Genomic DNA, 20,843 nt, shown 5'->3' with positions numbered 1-20,843 from the left:
TGCCGTTCACGACGCGCGCGGCGCAGCGGTGACCGATCACGGCTCGGTCGACCCCGCGGAACTGGGACTGCGGCCATGGCGCATGGCGAGGGCGACGACGAGGGCGATCAGCACCGCGCCCGCCATGGTCCAGAACGTCAGCACATAGCCGCGGTCGGCGAACACCTGCGGAATCGGTTGTGTCACCGCGTGTCCCATGACCTCGATATGCGCGGTGATCGGATTCGCGGCCTGGAAGGCGGTCATGACGGCGGTACCGATGGCGGTACCCAGCCCCATGATCGCCCCCAGCATCCCGGAACCGATACCGTGCTGTCCTTCCGGGACGCCGTCGACGATGAGAACCGAAGCGGCGGTGTAGAAGAACGCGAAACCGATGCCGAACACGGCCGACAGCAGGGCGAACGACACCCAGGAGTAGTGCGGCACGGCCAGTGCGAAGCCGACCGCGACGAGAGCCACGACGACACAGGCGATCACGGCCGGCACCCGCGCCCCGATCCGCCGGGCCAGCAGCCCCGCGATCGGGCCGAAGATCATGCCCACCGCGCCGGTCATCACGCCGATGTGCAGTGCGTAGGCGAGCATGCCGTACCCGCTGCCGTAGTGGTACCCGGGATCGAGGGTCACGTGGACCGCGGCGGGGTTCAGATTCACCCCGGCCGCCCGGTGCGCCTGGGCGATGGCGCCTTCGATCACGCTCTGCCGCAACTGTTCCGCGTCCGGGGTCTGGGTCATGTAGCCGGTGGCCGTGGGCACGACGGCGAAGCCGCCGATGCCGAACAGCACCATCAGCAACGTCCAGCGCATCTTCGGGCCGAGCAGCAGCTTCATGTCCATGATCGGTGCGCTGGAACGGGTTTCGATCAGGTAGAACGCGGCGATCAGCACCACTCCGACCAGCAGCCACAGCAGCGAGGTCGGCCGGCCCCAGCCCCAATCGTGGCCCTTGTCCACGTAGATCAGCGTCGCGAGCATGCCCAGCGCCAGCGCCAGCACCCCGTACGGCTGGATCCGCTGCCGCAGCCGCAGCCTGCTCTCCGGCACCAGGGCGATGAACAGCGCGCCCGTGACGGCGGTGTAGATCACGAGGAACCAGAACATCGCCCGCCAGTCGAAGTTGTCGACCAGCAGTCCGGCCACGATCGGGCCGATCACCGCGGAGAAGCCGACACCGCTGGCCACGACACCCAACGCGAGTGGAATATATCTGCGCGGCAACAGGTCTCGTACGAGCCCGTAGCTGATCACCGACATCGCGACGCTGAACGCCTGCAACCCGCGGCCGATCAGGAACACCCACCAGTTGCTCGTGAGCGCGTCGATCAGGCTGCCCACCAGGAAGAATGCCGCGCACACCAGGAAGATGCGCTTCTTCCCCCACATATCGCTCAGCTTCCCCAGGATCGGGGTGACGGCCGCGCCGACCACGCCGGGAAGGATGATGGCCCAGTTGATGTCGGCCCCCACGTCCGAGAACGTCTTCGTGATCTTCTGTAGTGCCGCCCCCACCATCGACAACTGGAACGGGACGATTTCCGCCAGCAGGACCATCGCGACGACGATCGCCACGATCCGCAGGCGGCCGGTGTCGTCGTCGAGACGACCGGAATCCGTTCCGTCGTCGACGAGTTCGGGATCCGGAACAACAGGTGAGGTGGCCATCGGCCCTCCGAGCATGAGAAAACAGCCGCCGAGAGGCCGGCTGTGGGTGGTACGAGACGCGGTTCGCGATACCGCGTTCTATGTCTTTCGAGAACCGAATTCTACTTCGGTCAGCGGATCTGTCTCCGTTTTCGATGGATTACCGCGGTCCGTTCGGCACCGGGCGCCGATGCGGCGGATCCGGACTCGCGATATTCCGCCCGGCGAATGCCGAGAGCATAGTTCTACTTCGGCCAGTCCATACCCGGATTGCCTGAGCGATCGCCCAGGTCCGTTCGGATCGGACGAGCCGGTCGGGAGGCCGGGCAAAACCTTTGCCGCGCACACGATCCTGCGGAATCTCCCGGAACCCGCGCGCCGCGGTGTTAACTTGTGCCCGCTCGGCGGAATCGACTGGGATACCGCAGGATTGGAGATCGACACCATGGGAAAACTCGACGGCAAGGTCGCCTTCATCACCGGAGCCGCACGCGGTCAGGGCCGCAGTCACGCGATCCGGCTGGCCGAGGAGGGCGCCGACATCATCGCGGTGGACATCTGCGCCCAGCTGGAATCGGTGTCCTACCCGATGGGCACCGAGACCGAACTCGACGAGACGGTCGCGGCGGTGGAGGCGCTGGGGCGGCGAATCGTGGCCCGGCAGGCCGACGTTCGTGACGTGACCGAGCTGCGGAAGGCCTTCGCGGACGGCATCGCGGAACTCGGCCCCGTCGACATCGTGCTGGCCAACGCCGGAATCGGCGCCGGCGGTGCGACGGTCGCGGAGGAACAGGAGTGGGACGAGGTCGTGGCGGTCAACCTCACCGGCGTCTGGAACACCGGCCGCGTCGCGATCCCCTCGATGCTCGAGCGCAAACAGGGCGGGGCGATCGTGCTCACCAGCTCCACCGGTGGGATGGCCGGCGTCGGCATCCCGACCGCCGGCTTCCTGGGGTACACCGCCGCCAAGCACGGCGTCATCGGCCTGATGCGCTCGTGGGCCAACTACCTTGCCCCGCACAATATCCGCGTGAACAGCGTGGCGCCGACCGCGGTCCGGACACCGATGGCCGGCGACGGCAACCTCAGCGCGATCATGGAGCGCTCCCCCGCCCTGGCCAACGCCTTGTCCAATGCGATGCCCGTCGATCTGGTCGAACCGGCCGACGTCTCCAACGCCATCGTGTGGCTGGTGTCCGACGATGCCCGCTACGTGACCGGCAGTGTCATCCCCGTGGACGCGGGCCAGCTCAACAAGCGCTGACGATCCACCGGTGGCCGATCCGGCGGATATCGCCGGATCGGGCACACCGGATCAGTACCGGCCGGCCTGGCCACGCCGATCACCCTGCCGGACAGTCCGGGACAGGCTGAAGCATCGGAACTCGCGCCCGAATTCGCCCGATCCCAGCGGTATAGGACCGCCCACCCCGCACCCGCTCGCCCGGAGTTCGCGTACGCACTGGACCTGCCCACCACCGGCTTCGAACAGTGGGCCCGCCATGCTGTGAACGTCAGCGCGGCAACGATTCCGGGTGATGGCACTCGGCGGGCTGTTGTTCCGCCGGGGTGGTCCCGAAGTCGGGGATCGCGGAATCACAAGCGCGCCCGAGGAAGTCGACTGCGTCGCGGACGGTCAGGTAGCGGCGGGCGACGGCCTCCTCGGTGGCCGCGACGACCTGTGCGACATAGTCGGCGTGGGTGGGATATCGCCGGTGCAGCCGATCGGGTGTCAGCGGAGCGGTCGTACCGGCCGCGATACAGGCGCTGCCGTCGTAACCGGCCACCGGGACCGAGACCGGCGGCAGGCGCAGGCCGCCGAGCGCGTTCCCGTCGCCGTCACGGGCGAGTGCCCCGGGCGCGCCGAGGATGCCGAGGATGTCGAGCCCGCCCAGCTCCGGGTCGATGGCGCCGGTCAGGGCAGCGAGTGCGTTACCGATGGCAGGCAACGGTTCCGGCGCGCGGTCGGCCCCGGTGAACCGCAGCGGCGGCGAGTCCGGGGCGGGCGTGCCGGTATCGAGCCAGTCCTCGACGTCGGCGATGGCCGCGTCGACCACGTAGCGGCGCGGGAATTCGTCGTCGCCGGCACAGGTCAGGGACGCACCGGGACCCTCCTGGCCGTAGTCGCCCGCGGCGTGTTCCTGTGCGTCCTGTTCCGCCGCCGTGCGCAGCGGCGCGCCGAGCAGGCTGTGGCCCGCCCATCCGGTCGCATCGGCCAGTAACCAGTGGTCGGTGTGCGCCGCGCCCGCAACCGACCAGGTGACGTGGTTCGCCGCGATCACGGGATCCGGCCGGGCGGACTCCTCACTCCAGACGGTCACCGTCGGTACCCGATATGTCCCGGGTTCGGCGGTGTGTCCGTCGGCATCGATCACGAACCCGTCGACGACACCGGCCGCACGGTCGGCTCCGGACCGGATGTAGTTGTCGAGCGCGATGGCCGACTGCGATTCGCCGATCGCGATCACGTGCCGCGCGGCCAGTCCGGCCAGCGGCGCGACCGGGCCCGGATGTCGTATCGCCCGGACGGTCTGGGAGAAGATGTCGTCGGCGTAACGGTCGCCGGGGTGGATCAGATCGCGATAGCGCACGGGATCCCAGCCCTTCAGCGAGATCGGGGTGCAGATCGCGGGACCGGGACCACCGGGCAGGCCCATCCCGCACACACCCGCCTGCTGGGCACTGACCTGCACATAGACATCACCGGTGGCGAAGATCTGCGGGTAGGACCACATGAATTCCACGGGTGCGTCGATCTGCCCGGTGGTGTTGGCCCACTCCAGAACCACATTGCCGCTGAACCGGGCCGGATCGGTCGGCCGGTAGACGACGATCCGGGTCGCGTAGGCCGCCGGCGGGACATCCGCCACGAAGGATTTCGCGGTACCGGAGACGAAATACTCGGCCGCCTCGTACCCCTGGTCCGCCACCCGGAACGGCGCGTCCAATTGCGGATGTCCTTGTGCGCCACCGGTGACGGGCCCGGTCACCACCGGATCCGCCACCTCCGCGACCGGCTCCGCCGCTACCCGCGCCGGACCCGCCGCAACCGTCAGCCCCAGCACGCACACCACCGAGGCCAGGGCGATCCCCCACCGCCGCGCCCGAAATCCACGGCCCGCCAACGACTTCCACGACAGCGACGCAGCGGGACCGCCCGGCCCGCACAACCCCTCGTTCCCCTGACGTACCTGCGGCTCGAACGGTCCGGCCATACACTCTCACCTCGCGAGATGAAAAAACGGAGCTGGTCGTAGAACAGCGATTCCCGATTCGAAGAACCATGGTCGCGTACCCGGCCGCTCCGCGGGACGGTTTCGAACACGGCCGCTCGCCCGGAACCGACCGGTCGCACCCGGCAAACCCTGAGCACCACAGCATGATTCGGTGCGGATAAAGGTGGACCCCAGGGTCCGGTTATGTCTATGATGATCCCTAAACGGACCCTGGGGTCCACTTAACTGCCAGGAAAGGTGGGTCGAGCCGATGGACGGTGCGGACGTGGAGCACGAGGAGCGGACCGGAGGCGGTCTGCTGGTGCTGGCGGTGGCGGCGGTCGCCTACTCGCTGGCGCAGACGGCGGTGGTGCCCGGCCTGAGCCAGCTGACGAAGGCACTGCACACCTCCGCGGAGAACGTCTCCTGGGTGCTCACCGGATATCTGGTGTCCGCGGCGATCCTCACCCCGGTCGGCGGCCGGCTCGGCGACATGTTCGGCAAACGCCGCGTGCTGGCGCTCGCGATGGCCGCGTTCACCGTCGGCAGCGTGGTCGCCGCGCTGTCGGGCAACATCTGGGTGCTGGTCGTGGCCCGGGTGGTGCAGGGTGCGGGCGGCTGCGTGTTCCCGTTGTGCTTCGGCATCATCAGCGACGCCTTCCCGGCCGAGCGCCGGGCCGGGGCGCTCGGGCTGATCTCCGCGATCGCGGGTATCGGCGCCGGTGGCGGTCTGCTGATGGGCGGCCTGCTGCTGGATCACGCCTCGTGGCGCTGGATCTTCTGGGCCGGTGCGGTCATGGCGGGCCTGGCCGCACTGGGCACGCTGCGGCTGCCGGAATCCACCAGGCGCGCACCGGGCCGGGTGGATCTGGTCGGCGCGCTGATCCTCGCGGTCGGGCTCACGGCGCCGCTGATCGCCTTGACCCGCACCACCAAATGGGGTTGGAGCGATGCGCGGGTTATCGGCCTGATCGCCGGCGGCCTGGTGGTGCTGGTGTTCTTCGGCTGGTTCGAGAGCCGGATCGCGGAACCGCTGGTGAACGTCCGGCTGCTGGCCCGTCCGGTCGTGCTCGGCACCAATGTCGCCACCGCACTCATCGGTTTCGGCATGTTCGGCGCGTTCGTGCTGATCCCCCAGATCGCCGAGACCCCGGCGGCGTCCGGTTACGGCTTCGGCATGAACGCCACCGGCGCCGGCCTGCTGTTGCTGCCCGCCTGCCTGGTGATGCTGGTGACCGGCGGGGTGTCCGGCCGGGTCGGGATGCGCCTGGGTCCGCGCACCCCACTGGTGATCGGGCTGCTGATCGCGGTGGCCGGGCTGGCGGTGCTCGCGGGCGCTCATCACAACCGGTGGGTGGTCCTCACGTTGTGTGCGGTGGTGTTCGGCGGGATCGGCCTGGGCATGGCGGCGGTGCCGAATCTGATCGTCGGCGCGGTGCCGCCGGAGGCGACCGGCGAGACGACCGGTGTCAACGCACTGGTTCGTTCGGTGGGTTCCTCGGTCGGCTCCCAGGTCGCGGCGACCGTACTGGCCGGCAGCGTCACCGCGGCCAACGTGCTGCCCACCGATTCCGCATTCACCGAGGCGTTCTGGCTCGGCGCCGGCGGTACCGCCTTCGCGGCCCTGGCCGCGTTGCTGATTCCCCGCGAACGTCGCGGCGCGGACGTCGGGCAGGCCCTGCTCGACGCGGACACCCCGGTCTCCGATGCGGACGGTGTTCGGGCAAGCTGAGGTGATGTCCCCGGCCACCCCCACCCCCGCCGACTGGTCCGATCGCCGCGCGGACGCCCGCCGCAACCACGAACGTATCGTCGCCGCCGCTCTGGAGATCTTCTCCGAGAAGGGTTTACAGGCGACGGTGCCGGAGGTGGCGGCGCGGGCCGGGGTGGGCAAGGCCACCGTCTATCGCAGCTACCCCACCAAGGCCGATCTGGTCCGGGCCGTCGCGGATCAGGAACTGGAGTGGCTGCGGACCCGGCTCGCGGCGATCGCCGAGGACGACGATCCGTACACGGCCCTGCGTGATTTCGTGGGCGACGCCTCCGAACGGCTTGCCCGCCAGCAGATGTTGCTGATCGAGGTGATGCCCCGCGACGACCCGCGCAACACCGATTCCGAATCGAACCGGATGTTGCAGCGGATCATCGACGCGGCGCGCGAACGCGGGCAGGTGCGAGCGGATGTCACGCCGCTCGACCTGCGCATCCTCGTCGGCGGTTACGCACGCATCCTGCTGGATCTGGGTATCCGCGACCCGGCGCAGTGGCGCCGTTACGCCGAACTGGTGATGGCGGCGCTGCGCCCCTGATCGACGAAAGGCCTACTGCCCGAACAGGTCCGGCAGTCCGTCGGAAACCCGGTCGACGAAGTGTGGCTCCCGCTTCGCCAGGAACGCCTCCACACCCTCACGGATGTCGGCCGAACGACCACGCTCGTAGATTCCCCGCGACTCCACCCGGTGCGCGACCTCCGGACCCTCCGCGCCGAGCATCGACCACAACATCCGACGCGTCAACGCCACCGACACCGGCGCGGTCCCCGACACCAGACCACGCGCCAACTCGATCCCCCGCTCCACCACCTTCTCCTGCGGAACCACTTCCCGCACAAGACCTTTCGCCAGCGCCTCCTGCGCGTCGATCAACCGGCCACTCAACGTCCACTCCAACGCCGTCGCGATACCCACGATCCGCGGCAGAAACCACGACGAACACGCCTCCGGCACCAAACCACGACGCGTGAACACGAACCCGAAACGCGCCGCCTCCGAAGCGATCCGAATATCGGCGGGCAGCGTACTGGTCACCCCCACCCCCACCGCGGGACCATTGACCGCCACCACCACCGGCTTGGTGGACCGGAAGATCCGCAACGACGCCAACCCGCCTTCGTCCGGCGGAGCCTCACCGTCGGACGGCTCCAGCACGAAACTGTCGCCGCCTGCGCCGAGATCGGCACCGGCGCAATAGGCGCGCCCGGAACCGGTCAGTACCACCGCCCGGATCTCGTCGTCGGCGTCACACCGATCGAACGCCGCCTCCAGCTCCCTGCGCATCCGTACGGTGAACGCGTTCAACCGATCCGGCCGATGCAGGCGCAACACCGCCACCTCACCGACACGCTCGAACAGCACCACCGGATCTTCTACCGTCTCAGTCACGGAACTCACCGTAACTTCTCGTGATGATCGGTGACGTCGAAGTACCGGCAAGGTGCCATTGCCGGTTAACTTACGGCGCGCCGGCGCTCATCCGAACCACCGTGTGAGGGCGGCCTCGAGCGGTTGCGAACCGGCCGCGGACCAGGCGATGTAGCCATCGGGCCGGATCAGGACGGCGTCGATGTCCTCGTCGGTCTCGGCCGTGACGTGGTCGACGCGGTCGGCCCAGGCGTCGATCGACCTGGGCTTACCGTCGCAGGACAGCAGCACACCGCGGCCGGAATGCAGCAACCGGCTCGTCCGGACCTGGCCGTCCGCGGTGGTCAGGTCCAGGTCGATCATGCGCGGGCCGACGCCCGGATATTCGATGTCCAGACCCGACATCATGCCCGAGACCAGGCGATTGGCATCGGGTGTGCGGAGCAGGTCGGTGACCACGTCGCGGAGGGCGGCGACATCCTCGTCCCGGCCCGGGTTCAGCAGGACGCCCTGTGCGCGGGTCAGATGCAGCACCCGCGCGGCGACGGGATGCCGCTCGGCGTGGTAGCTGTCGAGCAATCCGTCCGGCGCCCACCCGTGGATCGCCGCCGCGAGTTTCCAGCCCAGGTTGACGGCGTCCTGAATGCCGAGGTTGACGCCCTGTCCGCCGATCGGCAGGTGGATGTGGGCCGCGTCCCCCGCGAAGAACACCCGGCCCTCCCGGTAGCGCTCGACCTGCCGGACGGCGTCGCCGAACCGGGATGCCGCGCGCAGTTCACCCAATTCGGTCCCGGGTCCGTACACCGCCCGCAGCGCCTCGCGGATCTCGTCGGCGGCGACGGGTACCTCGCGGCCCGGCGCTCCCCCGGCGAGCCTGCCGAAGATCATCCGGTACAGCTCGCCCTCGATGGGGTGCAGGATGCTGAAGTATCCACCGGCCGAGGTGATGTAGCGGCTGAAATGTTCGGAACCGGTGGGGACGGACGCGGATCGGGCCGCGAGGGTGATGTCCGCGACGACCGCCGACATTCTGCCCGCGGTTCCGGGGAAGGGGACGGCGAGGAGTTTGCGAACCGTACTGTGCCCGCCGTCGCACGCGACAAGATAGCGACCGCGGACATCACCGGCGGTGACGCCGTCGGCATCCTGCTCGATCGCCGACACCTCGTGTCCGCGCAACACCGGCACACCCCGGCCGATCAGGCGTTGTTCGAGGAAGTCCTCGAGCCGGGCCTGCGGGACCGAGACCGGATACGGGTGCCGGGTCCGCCACGGCCGGCAGTCGAGTTCGACGGGGAGTCCGGCGAAGTGCCCACCGAATTCGCCACGGGGAACCGCGCGGTCGAGCAGCGGATCCAGCAACCCGCGCAGGTCGAGCACCTCGGCGGTGCGCGGCTGGAGCCCACCGGCCCGGGACTGCGGGTTGCGGGTGCGCTCCTTCTCCAGGACGACGACCGGCACGCCGGCCAGCGTCAGTTCGGCGGCCAGCATCAGCCCGGTCGGACCGGCCCCGACCACGATCACCTCGGTCTCCACGACATCTCCTAAAAGTAGACTTGATGCAATAATATACTCAATCTACTTATACGCTAGGGTGGAGGTATGACCGATCCGATGGGCTTGCGGGAACGCAAGAAGGTGCGCCTGCGCGAGACGATCGCGGCCACGGCGATCCGGATGTTCCTGGAATCGGGCTTCGACGGCGTCTCGATCACCGATATCGCCCGGGCGGCGGAGGTCTCCCGGCGGACCCTGTTCTCGTACTTCCCGACGAAGGAGGACCTCGTCCTGCAACGGTTCGCCGACCACGAGGACGAGGCGGCCCGGACGGTCCGGGGGCGGCGGCCGGATCAGCCACCGCTGGACGCGTTGCGCGCGGCGCTGCTGGAGGCGTTGCGGCAGCGCGATCCGGCCACCGGCCTCAACGACGATCCGGAGATCATCGCCTTCCTCCGGTTGGTCACCGATACCGAGAGTCTGGCCGCGAGACTGATGCGCTACACCGCGCGCGGGGTGGACCTGTTGTCGGATGCGTTGTGCGAGAGCGGCTTCGAACCACTCACCGCGCGCCTGGTCGCCGCCCAGGTGATCGCGGTGCAGCACGAGCTCACCTTCACCAACCACGCGTACCTCGCCGAGGGGCAGTCCGCCGCGGATCGGTACCCGGCCGCGGTCCGCGCCACCGAGCATGCCTTCGATCTGCTTCGCGACGGCCTGAATTCGGCCTCGCCCGACCGGAATCACCGGCCGGGCAAGGATATTCGCCGAATGTGAGGTACCGGGACTACGCGAGTTGCTTCAGGCCCGCGGCACTCAGCAGATAGCTCTCGCCGAGTTCGGCGGATTCGGTGCGGGCCAGTTCGATCAGCGAGGTTCCCACGGACTCGGGGGTGAGCAGGCCCCCGAGCCGATCCACGTACGCCTGTTCGGAGAGACCGTCGCGGGCCGCGTACGCGCTCACCGCGGCCTGTCCGATGGCCGTATCCGGTACGGGCCGGGGCAACACGGTGGTGAAGTCGATGCCGAGTCCGGTACGCGCCGATTCGCCGTTCGCGTAGGCGGTGATGAATCGCTGGGTGGCCTTCGCGCCCGCGTATCCGCCGCTCAGCGGTGAACCGCCCACTGCGGCGCCGCTGCTGACCACGATCACCCGGCTGCCGGGCCGCAGGGGCCGCAACAGGGCCGCGCACGACCACAGGAACGCGATGCGGACATCGGATTCCCAGTTCAGCGAGAACGACTCCCAGGTCTGCCGGTCCAGCGGCGCCATATGCGGGACGGCGCCCGCGACCAGTACGACGGTGTCCGGTTCGTACCGCTCGAGCACTCGTTCCGCGGTGCCCTTCGCGCCGCCGTCGGCGACCTCGGCGCGGATGCCGGGTACCGTCGCGGTGAGTTCGGCGAGTCCGGCCTCGTCGCGGGCCACGGCGACGACGCGGCCGCCGAGTCCGGCGAATGCGGTGGCGACGGCACGCCCGAGACCGCGTGACGCGCCGACGACGGTGGTGGTGTTCGAATTCCTCATGCGGATCCTCCGATTCGTGCCGACTGTTGCTTGCCCGTTGAGACACCACCGCGGCGGCGAATCCACCGGCGCCGCACCGCTGAATTCGGGGCCCGCGCGGTGTCCTTATCTGCAGGAGCCACGGAAAGGAGGCGATCGTGAGGACGACCGCCGAGCACAACGGCACGAACGACCTGCTGGCCCGCGCGCGGGCCGGGGACGGCGCCGCGTTCGGGACGCTGGTCGAGCCCTACCGGCGCGAACTGCACGTGCACTGCTACCGGATGGTCGGTTCTGTCCAGGATGCCGAGGATCTGGTCCAGGAAACGCTGCTGGCCGCGTGGAACGGGTTGGCCGGATTCGAGGCGCGCGCGTCGCTGCGGGCCTGGCTCTACCGGATCGCCACCAACCGCAGCCTCAACGCGCTGCGGGCGCATCAGCGCCGCACGCCCCCCGCCGGATCGCATCTGCCCGAACCGACCCGGCGGACGATGGTGACCTGGCTCGAGCCCTATCCGGACGATCTGCTCGACGGCCTGCCCGCCGCCGAACCCGGACCCGAGGCTCGATTCGAGCGCAAGGAATCCGTCTCGCTGGCGTTCATCGCCGCCGCGCAGGCGCTACCGCCGCGGCAGCGGGCGGTGCTGGTCCTGCGCGATGTCCTCGGATACAGCGCCCGCGAGACCGCGGCGACCCTCGACACCACCGAACCCTCGGTCAACAGCGCGTTGCAGCGCGCGCGGTCCGCACTCGGCGATCTCACCGGCTCCGAGGCGCCCTCCCCGCGCGAGCGCGAACTCGCCGACCGGTTCGCGGACGCGTTCACCGGCGGCGATGTGGATGCCATCGTCGAGTTGCTCACCGCGGACGCCTGGCTGCGCATGCCGCCGCTGCCGCTCGAGTACCAGGGCCACGCCGCGATCGGCGATTTCCTGCGCACGGTCGTCTTCCGCGACGCGCCGCGGTTCCGGATGATCCCGACCCGCGCGAACGGCCAGCCGGCGTACGGGGTCTACGTGTACGACCCGATGGGCGGCCCGGCCCACGCCCACGGTCTGGACGTACTGACCGTCACCGACCGCGGGATCACCGCCGTCACCCATTTCACGGACACCGGCGGCCTGCGGCACTTCGGACTGCCCCGGACCCTGCACGACTGACCTCGGTCACGACATATCTTCGAGCGGTGAGCGTGTGCGCACACCCGACAGCACTCGAGGAGAACCCGTGACCCGCCTGGCCCAGACCGCCGGACTCACCGACGTCCAGACCGAGATCCTGCACACGGTGCGAGCGTTCGTGAACAAGGAGATCGTCCCCCACGCCCAGGCGCTCGAGCATTCCGACACCTATCCGCAGGAGATCGTCGACGGCATGCGGGCGCTGGGATTGTTCGGCCTGATGATCCCGGAGGAGTACGGCGGTCTGGGCGAATCGCTGCTGACGTACGCGCTCGTGGTGGAGGAGATCGCGCGCGGCTGGATGAGCATCTCCGGCGTGATCAACACGCATTTCATCGTCGCGTACATGCTGCGGCAGCACGGCACGCCGGAGCAGCGGCAGCACTATCTGCCGCGGATGGCGACCGGCGAGGTGCGCGGCGCCTTCTCCATGTCGGAACCGGATCTGGGCTCCGATGTGGCGGCGATCCGGACCCGTGCCCGCCGCGACGGCGACGATTACGTGGTGGACGGCACCAAGATGTGGCTGACCAACGGCGGCACCTCGAATCTCATCGCACTGCTGGCGCGTACCGACGAAGGCGCCGAGAAACCGCACCGGAATCTGACCACCTTCCTGGTCGACAAGCCCGTGGGTTACGGCGAGGTGGCGCCCGGCCTGACCATCCCCGGCAAGATCGCGAAGATGGGCTACAAGGGGGTCGACACCACCGAGGCGGTGTTCGCCGGATTCCGGATCCCCGCCGACCGCGTGCTCGGCGGGGTCCCCGGCCACGGCTTCGCGCACATGATGGACGGGATCGAGGTCGGCCGGGTCAACGTCTCCGCGCGTGCCTGCGGTATCGCGCTGCGCGCCTTCGAGCTGGCGATCGATTATGCCCAGCAGCGCAGGACCTTCGGCAAACCGATCGCCGAACATCAGGCCATCTCCTTCAAACTCGCCGAGATGGCCACGAAAGTGGAAGCGGCACATCTGATGATGGTCAACGCCGCCCGGCTCAAGGACGCCGGGCACCGCAACGACGTCGAGGCCGGCATGGCCAAGCTGATCGCCTCCGAATACTGCGCCGAGGTGACCCAGGAATCGTTCCGCATCCACGGCGGCTACGGCTACTCCACCGAATACGAGATCGAACGCCTCATGCGGGAGGCGCCGTTCCTGCTGATCGGCGAGGGCACCAGCGAGATCCAGAAGACCATCATCAGCCGCGGCCTGCTCCGCGAATATCGTTCCCCGAGCTGACGATTCGGCCGCGGTGGCCGGTGGTGTGCGCTGTACCGGTCGGGGCGCCGAATTCCGGCGTGCCGCTGGCCGTTTGGCTGCCGGTACGCCGGGAACTGCGGAGACATAAACGGTTCGAAATATGTCTCCAGGGAAGGTTTCATCATGCTCCGGCGTATTGCCCACCCGATGCTGGCGGCCGATTCCATCGTCGGCGGGGTGGATGCGCTGCTCGATCCCGAGCCGCGGGTACGCGCCGTGGCCGACCTCGTGCAGCGCGGAGAGAAGTCATTGCCGCCCAAGGTGGCGGCGTATCTGCCCGGCGATGCCACGCGAGTGGTCCGGATCAACGCGGTCGTCCGGATCAGCGGCGGGGTCCTGCTGGCGATGGGCAGAATGCCCCGCCTGTCGGTGATCCTGCTGGCCGTCACGGCCGTGCCGACCGCGGTGTCCGAACACGATTTCTGGAACGAACAGGACCGGGACCGGCGGGGCGCCAAGCGCGCGGGATTCCTGAAGCAGGTCAGCCTGTTCGGCGGTCTGCTGATCGCGTCGACCGATCGCGCGGGCAAGCCGTCGCTGACATGGCGGGGGCGGCGGGCCGCGGCCCGGTTGAAGGGCAATACCGCGCCGTGGCGCGAACATCTGGCCGAGGCGGCCGAACTGGCCACCGAACGCGGGCCGGAACTCGGTGCGGCCCTGCTGCATCGGGGCGAACGGCTCGCCGAGGCCGCCCGCAGCGGCGGTGAGAACCTCGCCGGGACGACCCATGATCTCGGTGTCCGTGCGGGCAGTGTGGCCGCCGATCGTGCCGGATACCTGCTCGACACCACCCGGGACCGGGGTGGCGATCTGCTGGATACCGCCCGGGATCGGGGCGGTGACCTGTTCGGATCCGCGCGCGATCGGGGCGGCGACCTGCTCGAGACCACTCGGGACCGCGGCGGGGATCTGCTCGGTACCGCCCGGGATCGCAGCGGGGATCTGCTCGACACCGCCCGCGACCGGGGTGGGGATCTGCTCGACACCGTGCGGGATCGCGGGGGCGATCTGCTCGACACCGCCCGCGATCGCGGCGGTGACCTGATCGATACCGCCCGGGAACGCGGCGGGGATCTGCTCGGCAGTGCGCGTGATCGCGGGGGCCGGCTCACCGGCGCCGCCCGCGACGCCGTGGGCCGGGCACGCTGAAAGGAAAGTTCATGGCACATCATCGTTCTCGTCGGATCGCCGCGCGAAGTTGGTGCGGCGCCGCGGTATTGGTGGCGTTCGCCGCCGCCGGCTGCGGCACCAGCACCACCCCGGGCGTACCGGCGACCGGTACGACCGCACCGGTGACGGAGACCCCGGCCGTCTCGGCGGACTCCGCGAAGGGACTCTGCGACATGATCGGACCGCAGGTCGATACGTGGCGCGGTGACGGGCCGACCCTCGGCAAAACGAAATTGAATGCCACGGTGCACGACTGGGCCCTGCGCAACAACGGTGTGAACTTCGCGGTGATGCGCAATCGCGCGGTGATCGACGAGGTCACCACGAATACCTGCCCCGATGTGCGTCAGGCCACCATCGCGGCGCTGCAGATTCCCGATCTGGCGTCGGGTCTGGCGGGTTTCTGACCGTCGCTCCGGCCTTTTTCCGGCTCGGTTGTTTGACCGCCGGTAAAGAGGGAATCGCTTGAATGTCACACTCTTTCGGACAACAGAAATGGAACCAATCATGGCCATCCTCGGTCTCATTCTGCTCCTGGTGGGAGTCGTGTTCGGAATTCCGATCCTGACCACTGTGGGTGTCATCCTGCTGGTCGCGGGCGCAGTTCTGATGTTGCTCGGTGCGGCCGGTCGGCCCATCGGCGGACGCAGCCACTATTACTGAGCAGTACCACCGGCCGACACCCACGACCGGTAACCGGCGAATACGCCGATGAACAAGGACCACTGTGCCCGGTATCCCGAAAGGGGTGCCGGGCACAGTGGCGTTCACATTGTTTGGATCGGCGCCGGAGTGGAATTACGCGAACGGGAGCACACCGGCATTCGGCCGACTCCCGGACGGCGCGACACGGGTCGTGCCCGGCATCGATGCCGGGCCCCGGGCAAGGAGGCCACGCCCCGCGCCCGTCCGGACACCGCTCCTCACGAGGCCACCGGGATCATCGCCGCCGGCCGGCGACAGGCTCTGGGCTGCTTCCGGTTCCGATTCGCCGACCAGCGCCGGCAGTGGTCCGACGAGGTCGCCAGGACCACCCCGTCGCTGCGCAGCCGATTCGACCACCTGCTGCTCACCGCGCACGAACGCATTCCCGGCGATGCCGAGTCCGAGGCGAACCGGCCGCTGCGCGAAGAGATACGTTAATGCGCACGGCGACAGGGTATGTCGGCCATATCGCCAACGAAAGGAGACGGTAATGGTCCTCGGAGATCTGTCGCAGGCTCTGAATTTCATCACGGCGAGCGTGGTGGAGTACGTCAACCAGTTCCGGTCCGTCCTGGGCAGTTGAGGCGTATATCAATCGCAGCGGGCACCCGGATCGGGTGGCCCGCTGTGGTGTCCGGACCGGGACACGCGGTGACCGGGGTCGCGGTGCAGGAGTGCGGGCGATCAGTCGGCGACGGCCGGCTCCGCGATCCGGATCGGCAACTCGTACACCGCGAAGGCCGTGCGGATGACCGGCTGGGCCACATTGCGCACCCGTACCCCGCCGGGGGTGGTCCCCTGTTCGCAGCCCGCGTGCGCGTGCCCGTGGATCGCCAGATCGGCCCGGCCCGCGTCGACGGCCTCGCCCAGCAGATACGAGCCGAGGAACGGATGGATCTCCGGCGGCTCGCCGTGCAGTGTGTCGCCGACCGGTGAGTAGTGGGTGAGCGCCACCGTCAGGTCGGCGCGCGGCCCGGACAGCGCGGCCTGCAGCGAAGCCGCGAGATGCGCTGTGTACCCGGCGAAGTCGCGCATGATCCGCTCGCCGAAGGCACTCGCGCACTTACCGGCGAACCCGCCGCCGAAGCCCTTGGTGCCGGCCACGGTGACGATGCCGTCGGGCAGCCGCACCGTCGTCGCCGTACCCTCCAGCACCACGATGCCGTGATCGGTGAGCAGCGCGGTGATCTCGTCCTCCGCGTCGCTGTGATAGTCGTGGTTGCCCAGCACCGCGATGACCGGCACGCCCAGATCCGCGAATTCCGTTGCGACGACCCGTGCTTCGTCGAGGGTCCCGTGCCGGGTGAGATCGCCTGCCAGCAACAGCATGTCGGCCTGCTCGGGCAGGCAGGACAGGACCGGGCGCAGCGAGCCGGCGGACTCCGCGCCGAGGTGGACGTCGCCCACCGCGGCGATCCGCGCACATCCGTTGCCCGCCATCACAATCGCTCGTGGCCGGTCGGCGCCGTCGGCGTGATGACGCGAACATCGTTGTGCACGTGTAGTTTCGGGACGTGCTCGGCCACGATCCGGGCCAGCCGCTCGCGCTGCTGCACGCTGGTCACGTCCCCGCTCAGCACGACCGTGCCGCCGCGGATGGTGACACCCACGCCGAGCTCCGCGGTGCGATCGTCCTCGGCGAAGGCCCGGCGCAGGTTCGCGACCAGATACTGTGGCAGGATGGCCTCGGCCTCGTCACCGGGCGGGTGCCCGACGTCGCTGACCCCGAGATCGTCGAGCAGCGCGAGGAAGGCCCGCGCGTACGGCGAGGTCGCCGTGTTCTCCCGGACCTGCGGCCAGTCCACCTGTTCCCGCAGGCCGCGCGCGATGTGCAGCAGCGGAGTGAAGTCCAGGCGCTGCGGATCCAGCACCATCAGCTTGTCCACCAGCAGGTCGGTACCGCTGATCACCGGGGCCATCGCGGGCCCGATGCGCATCCAGGTCGACCGGGAGAACAGCTCGTCGGTGACGGCGTGGAAGGCGGGCCGGAAGATCAGATCGACCAGCACGTCGCCGTCGTAGGCCTTGATCAGCCAGTCCTCGGGCGGATCGTCGGCCCGTAATCCGGCCGTGACCAGCGCGTCGCGTGCGGGTTCGGCATCGGCCGGTCGGACGAAGATGTCGACATCGTGATCCGAGGGCGGGCCGCCGCGCGCGTACACCGCGCACCCACCGGCGACCGCGAACTGGACATCATTATCCGATAACGTGTTCACGACCTTGGTGAGCGTGTGGAGCAGTTGCTCGTTCGAAACGGCCATGAACACGACCTACCCCCGGCTTCCGCGGTCAATCAGCCCGGCGGTGCGGCTACACCGCGCACATCGACTGCATCACCCCGCGCAGGATCGGCGCGCCGTAGGTGGCCGGGGCGAAGGCCAGGGTCTCGGCCATGCCCAGCGGAGTCAGCACCGTGGCGGTCACCCCGGCCCAACCGGCGACCAGATCGGCGCCGGTCAGCAGCAGGCTGGCGACGTCCAGCGTCAACGTGGTCAGATCGTAGGCGTTTTCGACGGTCATCTCGGACAGCGCGGTGGTCTCCAGTGCGCGGCCCTGGGCGATGTCGAAGCCGAGACTCGCCAGGAAGGTCACCGGGCCGTAGTCGAGGTAGTCGACGATCTGGCCGAGTTCGTCGGTCTTGTGCAGCAGTGCGACCTTCGCGATCCGGTTGTCGCGCAGGAACTCCTGCACGTTCGCGGCGGTGGCCGCCAGACCGGCCCGGTCGAGCGGCAGGTCGGTGTGGGCGAGGTAGTCGCGGGTGCGTTCGACCACGGTGGCGGTGGTCAGGTCGGAGATCGGCGTGCAGGAGCCGTCGGTGCGCACGACCCGCTGCGCCAGATCGGCGATGGGCCCCGGCACCTCGATGTGCTCGGCCGGGAAGTCGGCGTCGTTCAGATCGAGCTTCGGGTACGCGCCGGGGGTGGCGCAGGTGTCGCGGATCTGGTCCTGTACCCGCCGCGCCAGCCATTTCACGCCGCTGAACACACCGCCGACGATGAACTTGAGGAAGAAGCCCGCGGTGGGAACCAGACTCACCGCCAGCTGCGCCGGAATCTTCACGATCCGGGTGGCGAGGATGAAGACCTCGACGACCTCGTCGACGGTCAGATTCGACACCGACATCGTCCGGTCGAGCCGGCCGGTGCGCACCGCGTCCAGGCCGTCGACCAGGTAGGTGACGATCGGGTCGTCGAGTTCGGCCAGGCGGCCGTCGCCGTGGGTCGGGTCGATCGGCAGCTGGTCGTGGTGCACGCGCACCGCCGCGAGGTCGTGCCGGAACCGGCCGACCTCCGCATCGAAGGCCGAGAGCTGTTGCGCCGGAACGACACTGCGGAACGCGGTGGCCGCGGAGGTGACCACGTCGTCGAAGGTCGGGGCGGCGTGCCCGCAGACGGCGCTCGCGTCGGTGACCGTGGCGGCGGCGAGGGTGTCCGCCTCGTCGGCACGCGCGGCCGAGGGCGTCAGCAGGCCGGCGGTCAGCGCAGCGGAGAGGACGATCGCGCCGAGGAGCGGGGCGGGGAGACGGGTGATCCGCATGGGTGGAGCTCTTCCGATCTATCGGTCCGAACACACTGCCGACGACAACTGGTCGCCTGATCAGTTAGTCGCATATCGAACACGACGGCATGTCCCACACCCCAGCGAAGGGCGAACGATCGGTAAAATCCGCAGTCACGAAGCGGTGGTTCGGCGCTCGTCGGCGAGGAGGTGGACGGCGAATGGCGGGCGGTTCCGGCGGTGAGTCGGTGTTGTCGCGAGTGTTGCGCATCCTCGAACTCTTCGACGCGGATTCGCCGGAGATGACCGTTTCGGAACTGGCGCGTCGCAGCGGCCTGCCCCTGCCGACCGTATCGCGGCTGGCCGCCGAGATGGTCGCGGAGGGCCTGTTGCAGCGCGATCAGCGGCGCCGGCTGCGGACCGGGGTGCGGCTGTGGGAACTCGCCTCGCGCGCCGCCACGACGGTCGGATTGCGCCAAGCGGCCATGCCGTTCATGGAGGATCTGCACGCGGTGGTGGGCCATCACGTCCAGTTGTCGGTGCTGCACGGGCGGGAGGTCCTGGTCGTGGAGCGGCTGTCCGCGCCGGGCGGCGTGTTCAACATCAGCCGGATCGCCGGGCGGCTGCCGGCGCACGTGTCCTCGGGCGGCCTGGTACTGCTCGCGCACGCGCCCGCCGAGATGCAGGAGCAGGCGCTGGCGGGCCCGCTGCGCCGCTACACCGCCCATACCGTCAGCGATCCGCACACCCTGCGACGGATGTTGAGCGAGATCCGCCGCACCGGCATCGTGATGTGCCCCGGCTACATCGACGAGCGGACGACCGGCATCGCCACCCCCCTGCGTGGCCGCGACGGCCGGGTGATCGCGGCACTGTCGGTGATCGTCCCGAACGACGACGAGGCGCGCACCGCGATCCCGGCGCTGCTGGCCGCGGCGCGGGGCATCTCGCGCGTGCTCGGCGCCCTTCCCGGCAGCGAGCCTCTCGCTCAGTGAGAGGCCCGTTGTAGCCGGCCGTCCGCCCGCGTCATCGTGACGTGGAACACGTCGGAAGGAGCGCCTCGATGACCGCGGCCGCAACGCTGGAATTGACCGTCACCGCAAAGGAATTCATCGCGGAAGGGGTCGCGGCGATCACCCTCGCCCACCCCGGCGGCCGGCGGCTGCCGGACTGGACGCCCGGCGCCCACCTCGATCTGATCCTGCCCGGCGGCCGCACCCGGCAGTACTCGCTGTGCGGTGATCGCCGGGATCCGCACCGCTACGACATCGCGGTCCGGCGCGAGCCCGACGGCCGTGGCGGTTCGGCCCACATCCACGACGTCCTCGCCGTCGGCGATACGGTTCCGGTCGGCAGTCCGCGCAACAACTTCGCGCTGGCCCCGGCCGACCGCTACCTGTTCGTGGCCGGCGGCATCGGCATCACCGCACTGCTGCCGATGATCGCCCAGGCCGATCTGCTCGGCGCCGACTGGCGGCTCCACTACGCCGGAAGATCGCTGCGCAGTATGGCTTTCGCCCATCGGCTCGGCGCGCACGGCAGCCGGGTCCGCCTGCATCCCGCCGACGAGGACGGCCGCGGCGACGTGCGCGCCTGGCTGGATGCGGTCGCCCCCGACACGATGGTGTACTGCTGCGGACCGGCCACGATGATCGACGCCGTCCGCTCCCGCGACACCGGCGAGCGCGCGGGCCGGCTGCGCACCGAGCGGTTCACTCCGGCTGCGGTCGCGGACTCGATGCGCGACAACAGCTTTCAGATCCGGCTGCGGCGCTCCGGCCGCCTGGTCACCGTACCGCCGGACCGATCCGTCCTCGAGGCACTGCAACTGGCCGGGACGCCGGTGCTGTCCTCGTGCCGCCAGGGTGTCTGCGGCACCTGTGAGACCACCGTCCTCGACGGTGTTCCCGACCACCGCGACGCCGTACTCGACGACCTCGAACGCGCGGCCGGGGACCGCATGCTGGTCTGCGTATCCCGTGCCCGCTCCGGCCATCTGGTCCTGGACCTGTGAGAAGGGAC

General features: G+C 69.3%; 20 protein-coding genes. 12 read left to right on the top strand and 8 right to left on the bottom strand.

All coding sequences use genetic code 11. The features are described from left to right. Positions 1 to 36: 36 nt before the first annotated feature. A complete protein-coding gene (locus tag G361_RS0100610; protein ID WP_019925095.1) occupies positions 37 to 1,665 on the bottom strand; it encodes an MFS transporter in 1,629 nt (542 codons plus the stop codon). A 424-nt stretch (positions 1,666 to 2,089) separates the two neighbouring features. Between G361_RS0100610 and G361_RS0100605 the strand changes: the two genes are divergently transcribed. Then, positions 2,090 to 2,908 (top strand): mycofactocin-coupled SDR family oxidoreductase, encoded by an 819-nt coding sequence (locus G361_RS0100605; protein ID WP_026342554.1) that lies wholly within the window; start codon positions 2,090 to 2,092, stop codon positions 2,906 to 2,908. Between the two features lie 250 nt (positions 2,909 to 3,158). On the opposite strand, the gene G361_RS0100600 is transcribed toward G361_RS0100605, so the two are convergent. Beyond that, the gene (locus G361_RS0100600) at positions 3,159 to 4,859 is read right to left on the bottom strand and encodes an alpha/beta hydrolase domain-containing protein (RefSeq protein ID WP_155981225.1); all 1,701 of its coding nucleotides are present in this window, start codon (positions 4,857 to 4,859) and stop codon (positions 3,159 to 3,161) included. Between the two features lie 271 nt (positions 4,860 to 5,130). On the opposite strand from G361_RS0100600, the gene G361_RS0100595 reads away from it, so the two are divergent. Next, complete coding sequence (locus G361_RS0100595) at positions 5,131 to 6,591, top strand: MFS transporter (protein ID WP_019925092.1); 1,461 nt, start codon at positions 5,131 to 5,133, stop codon at positions 6,589 to 6,591. Further along, the gene (locus G361_RS0100590) at positions 6,575 to 7,168 is read left to right on the top strand and encodes a TetR/AcrR family transcriptional regulator (RefSeq protein ID WP_196814381.1); all 594 of its coding nucleotides are present in this window, start codon (positions 6,575 to 6,577) and stop codon (positions 7,166 to 7,168) included. Before G361_RS0100595 ends, G361_RS0100590 begins: the two co-directional genes overlap by 17 nt. 12 nt (positions 7,169 to 7,180) lie before the next feature. On the opposite strand, the gene G361_RS0100585 is transcribed toward G361_RS0100590, so the two are convergent. Then, positions 7,181 to 8,020 (bottom strand): enoyl-CoA hydratase-related protein, encoded by an 840-nt coding sequence (locus G361_RS0100585; protein ID WP_026342552.1) that lies wholly within the window; start codon positions 8,018 to 8,020, stop codon positions 7,181 to 7,183. Between the two features lie 87 nt (positions 8,021 to 8,107). Next, positions 8,108 to 9,535, bottom strand: coding sequence for an FAD-dependent monooxygenase (locus G361_RS0100580; protein WP_019925089.1), 1,428 nt, complete (start codon positions 9,533 to 9,535; stop codon positions 8,108 to 8,110). A gap of 66 nt (positions 9,536 to 9,601) precedes the next feature. Between G361_RS0100580 and G361_RS0100575 the strand changes: the two genes are divergently transcribed. Next, the gene (locus G361_RS0100575; protein WP_019925088.1) at positions 9,602 to 10,273 is read left to right on the top strand and encodes a TetR/AcrR family transcriptional regulator; all 672 of its coding nucleotides are present in this window, start codon (positions 9,602 to 9,604) and stop codon (positions 10,271 to 10,273) included. A 10-nt stretch (positions 10,274 to 10,283) separates the two neighbouring features. Here the strand turns inward: G361_RS0100575 and G361_RS0100570 are convergent, their stop codons facing one another. Further along, positions 10,284 to 11,024, bottom strand: a complete 741-nt coding sequence (locus G361_RS0100570; protein ID WP_019925087.1) for an SDR family oxidoreductase — start codon at positions 11,022 to 11,024, stop codon at positions 10,284 to 10,286. 137 nt (positions 11,025 to 11,161) lie between these two features. On the opposite strand from G361_RS0100570, the gene G361_RS0100565 reads away from it, so the two are divergent. From G361_RS0100565 to G361_RS50065, 6 genes are all read left to right on the top strand, one after another. Next, a complete protein-coding gene (locus G361_RS0100565; protein ID WP_019925086.1) occupies positions 11,162 to 12,163 on the top strand; it encodes a sigma-70 family RNA polymerase sigma factor in 1,002 nt (333 codons plus the stop codon). A 67-nt stretch (positions 12,164 to 12,230) separates the two neighbouring features. Continuing rightward, positions 12,231 to 13,427, top strand: coding sequence for an acyl-CoA dehydrogenase family protein (locus G361_RS0100560; protein WP_019925085.1), 1,197 nt, complete (start codon positions 12,231 to 12,233; stop codon positions 13,425 to 13,427). Between the two features lie 144 nt (positions 13,428 to 13,571). Then, a complete protein-coding gene (locus tag G361_RS41690; protein ID WP_019925084.1) occupies positions 13,572 to 14,597 on the top strand; it encodes a DoxX family protein in 1,026 nt (341 codons plus the stop codon). Positions 14,598 to 14,608: 11 nt separating this feature from the next. Continuing rightward, entirely contained in the window at positions 14,609 to 15,025 is a 417-nt protein-coding gene (locus G361_RS0100550) for a hypothetical protein (RefSeq protein ID WP_036494054.1), read from the top strand. A gap of 100 nt (positions 15,026 to 15,125) precedes the next feature. Further along, the gene (locus G361_RS50070) at positions 15,126 to 15,281 is read left to right on the top strand and encodes a DUF6131 family protein (protein WP_019925082.1); all 156 of its coding nucleotides are present in this window, start codon (positions 15,126 to 15,128) and stop codon (positions 15,279 to 15,281) included. A 129-nt stretch (positions 15,282 to 15,410) separates the two neighbouring features. Beyond that, on the top strand, positions 15,411 to 15,761 hold the full coding sequence (locus G361_RS50065) for a hypothetical protein (RefSeq protein WP_019925081.1): 351 nt from the start codon (positions 15,411 to 15,413) through the stop codon (positions 15,759 to 15,761). A 246-nt stretch (positions 15,762 to 16,007) separates the two neighbouring features. On the opposite strand, the gene G361_RS0100530 is transcribed toward G361_RS50065, so the two are convergent. The 3 genes from G361_RS0100530 to G361_RS0100520 are packed head-to-tail and all read right to left on the bottom strand — an operon-like array spanning position 16,008 to position 18,860. Next, positions 16,008 to 16,763, bottom strand: a complete 756-nt coding sequence (locus tag G361_RS0100530) for a metallophosphoesterase (RefSeq protein WP_019925079.1) — start codon at positions 16,761 to 16,763, stop codon at positions 16,008 to 16,010. Further along, complete coding sequence (locus G361_RS0100525) at positions 16,763 to 17,584, bottom strand: BON domain-containing protein (protein ID WP_026342550.1); 822 nt, start codon at positions 17,582 to 17,584, stop codon at positions 16,763 to 16,765. Before G361_RS0100525 ends, G361_RS0100530 begins: the two co-directional genes overlap by 1 nt. A 49-nt stretch (positions 17,585 to 17,633) precedes the next feature. Continuing rightward, a complete protein-coding gene (locus tag G361_RS0100520) occupies positions 17,634 to 18,860 on the bottom strand; it encodes a hypothetical protein (RefSeq protein ID WP_019925077.1) in 1,227 nt (408 codons plus the stop codon). Between the two features lie 182 nt (positions 18,861 to 19,042). Between G361_RS0100520 and G361_RS0100515 the strand changes: the two genes are divergently transcribed. Then, positions 19,043 to 19,816, top strand: a complete 774-nt coding sequence (locus tag G361_RS0100515; protein WP_019925076.1) for an IclR family transcriptional regulator — start codon at positions 19,043 to 19,045, stop codon at positions 19,814 to 19,816. 68 nt (positions 19,817 to 19,884) lie between these two features. Then, entirely contained in the window at positions 19,885 to 20,835 is a 951-nt protein-coding gene (locus G361_RS0100510; protein WP_019925075.1) for a PDR/VanB family oxidoreductase, read from the top strand. Positions 20,836 to 20,843 lie beyond the last annotated feature (8 nt).

Source organism: Nocardia sp. BMG111209 (assembly GCF_000381925.1).
Taxonomy (GTDB): domain Bacteria; phylum Actinomycetota; class Actinomycetes; order Mycobacteriales; family Mycobacteriaceae; genus Nocardia.
The sequence above is the reverse complement of the archived record's forward strand: the minus strand, read 5'-3'. Positions and strand labels throughout refer to the sequence as shown.

Excerpts from the sequence above, each read along its gene's own strand:
- G361_RS41690 (WP_019925084.1), top strand. The coding sequence starts at position 13,572 with ATGCTCCGGCGTATTGCCCACCCGATGCTGGCGGCCGATTCCATCGTC.
- G361_RS0100575 (WP_019925088.1), top strand. The coding sequence starts at position 9,602 with ATGACCGATCCGATGGGCTTGCGGGAACGCAAGAAGGTGCGCCTGCGC.
- G361_RS0100530 (WP_019925079.1), bottom strand. The coding sequence starts at position 16,763 with ATGGCGGGCAACGGATGTGCGCGGATCGCCGCGGTGGGCGACGTCCAC.
- G361_RS0100510 (WP_019925075.1), top strand. The coding sequence starts at position 19,885 with ATGACCGCGGCCGCAACGCTGGAATTGACCGTCACCGCAAAGGAATTC.
- G361_RS0100525 (WP_026342550.1), bottom strand. The coding sequence starts at position 17,584 with ATGGCCGTTTCGAACGAGCAACTGCTCCACACGCTCACCAAGGTCGTG.
- G361_RS0100520 (WP_019925077.1), bottom strand. The coding sequence starts at position 18,860 with ATGCGGATCACCCGTCTCCCCGCCCCGCTCCTCGGCGCGATCGTCCTC.
- G361_RS50070 (WP_019925082.1), top strand. The coding sequence starts at position 15,126 with ATGGCCATCCTCGGTCTCATTCTGCTCCTGGTGGGAGTCGTGTTCGGA.
- G361_RS0100595 (WP_019925092.1), top strand. The coding sequence starts at position 5,131 with ATGGACGGTGCGGACGTGGAGCACGAGGAGCGGACCGGAGGCGGTCTG.
- G361_RS0100600 (WP_155981225.1), bottom strand. The coding sequence starts at position 4,859 with ATGGCCGGACCGTTCGAGCCGCAGGTACGTCAGGGGAACGAGGGGTTG.
- G361_RS0100610 (WP_019925095.1), bottom strand. The coding sequence starts at position 1,665 with ATGGCCACCTCACCTGTTGTTCCGGATCCCGAACTCGTCGACGACGGA.
- G361_RS0100515 (WP_019925076.1), top strand. The coding sequence starts at position 19,043 with ATGGCGGGCGGTTCCGGCGGTGAGTCGGTGTTGTCGCGAGTGTTGCGC.
- G361_RS0100550 (WP_036494054.1), top strand. The coding sequence starts at position 14,609 with ATGGCACATCATCGTTCTCGTCGGATCGCCGCGCGAAGTTGGTGCGGC.
- G361_RS0100570 (WP_019925087.1), bottom strand. The coding sequence starts at position 11,024 with ATGAGGAATTCGAACACCACCACCGTCGTCGGCGCGTCACGCGGTCTC.
- G361_RS0100605 (WP_026342554.1), top strand. The coding sequence starts at position 2,090 with ATGGGAAAACTCGACGGCAAGGTCGCCTTCATCACCGGAGCCGCACGC.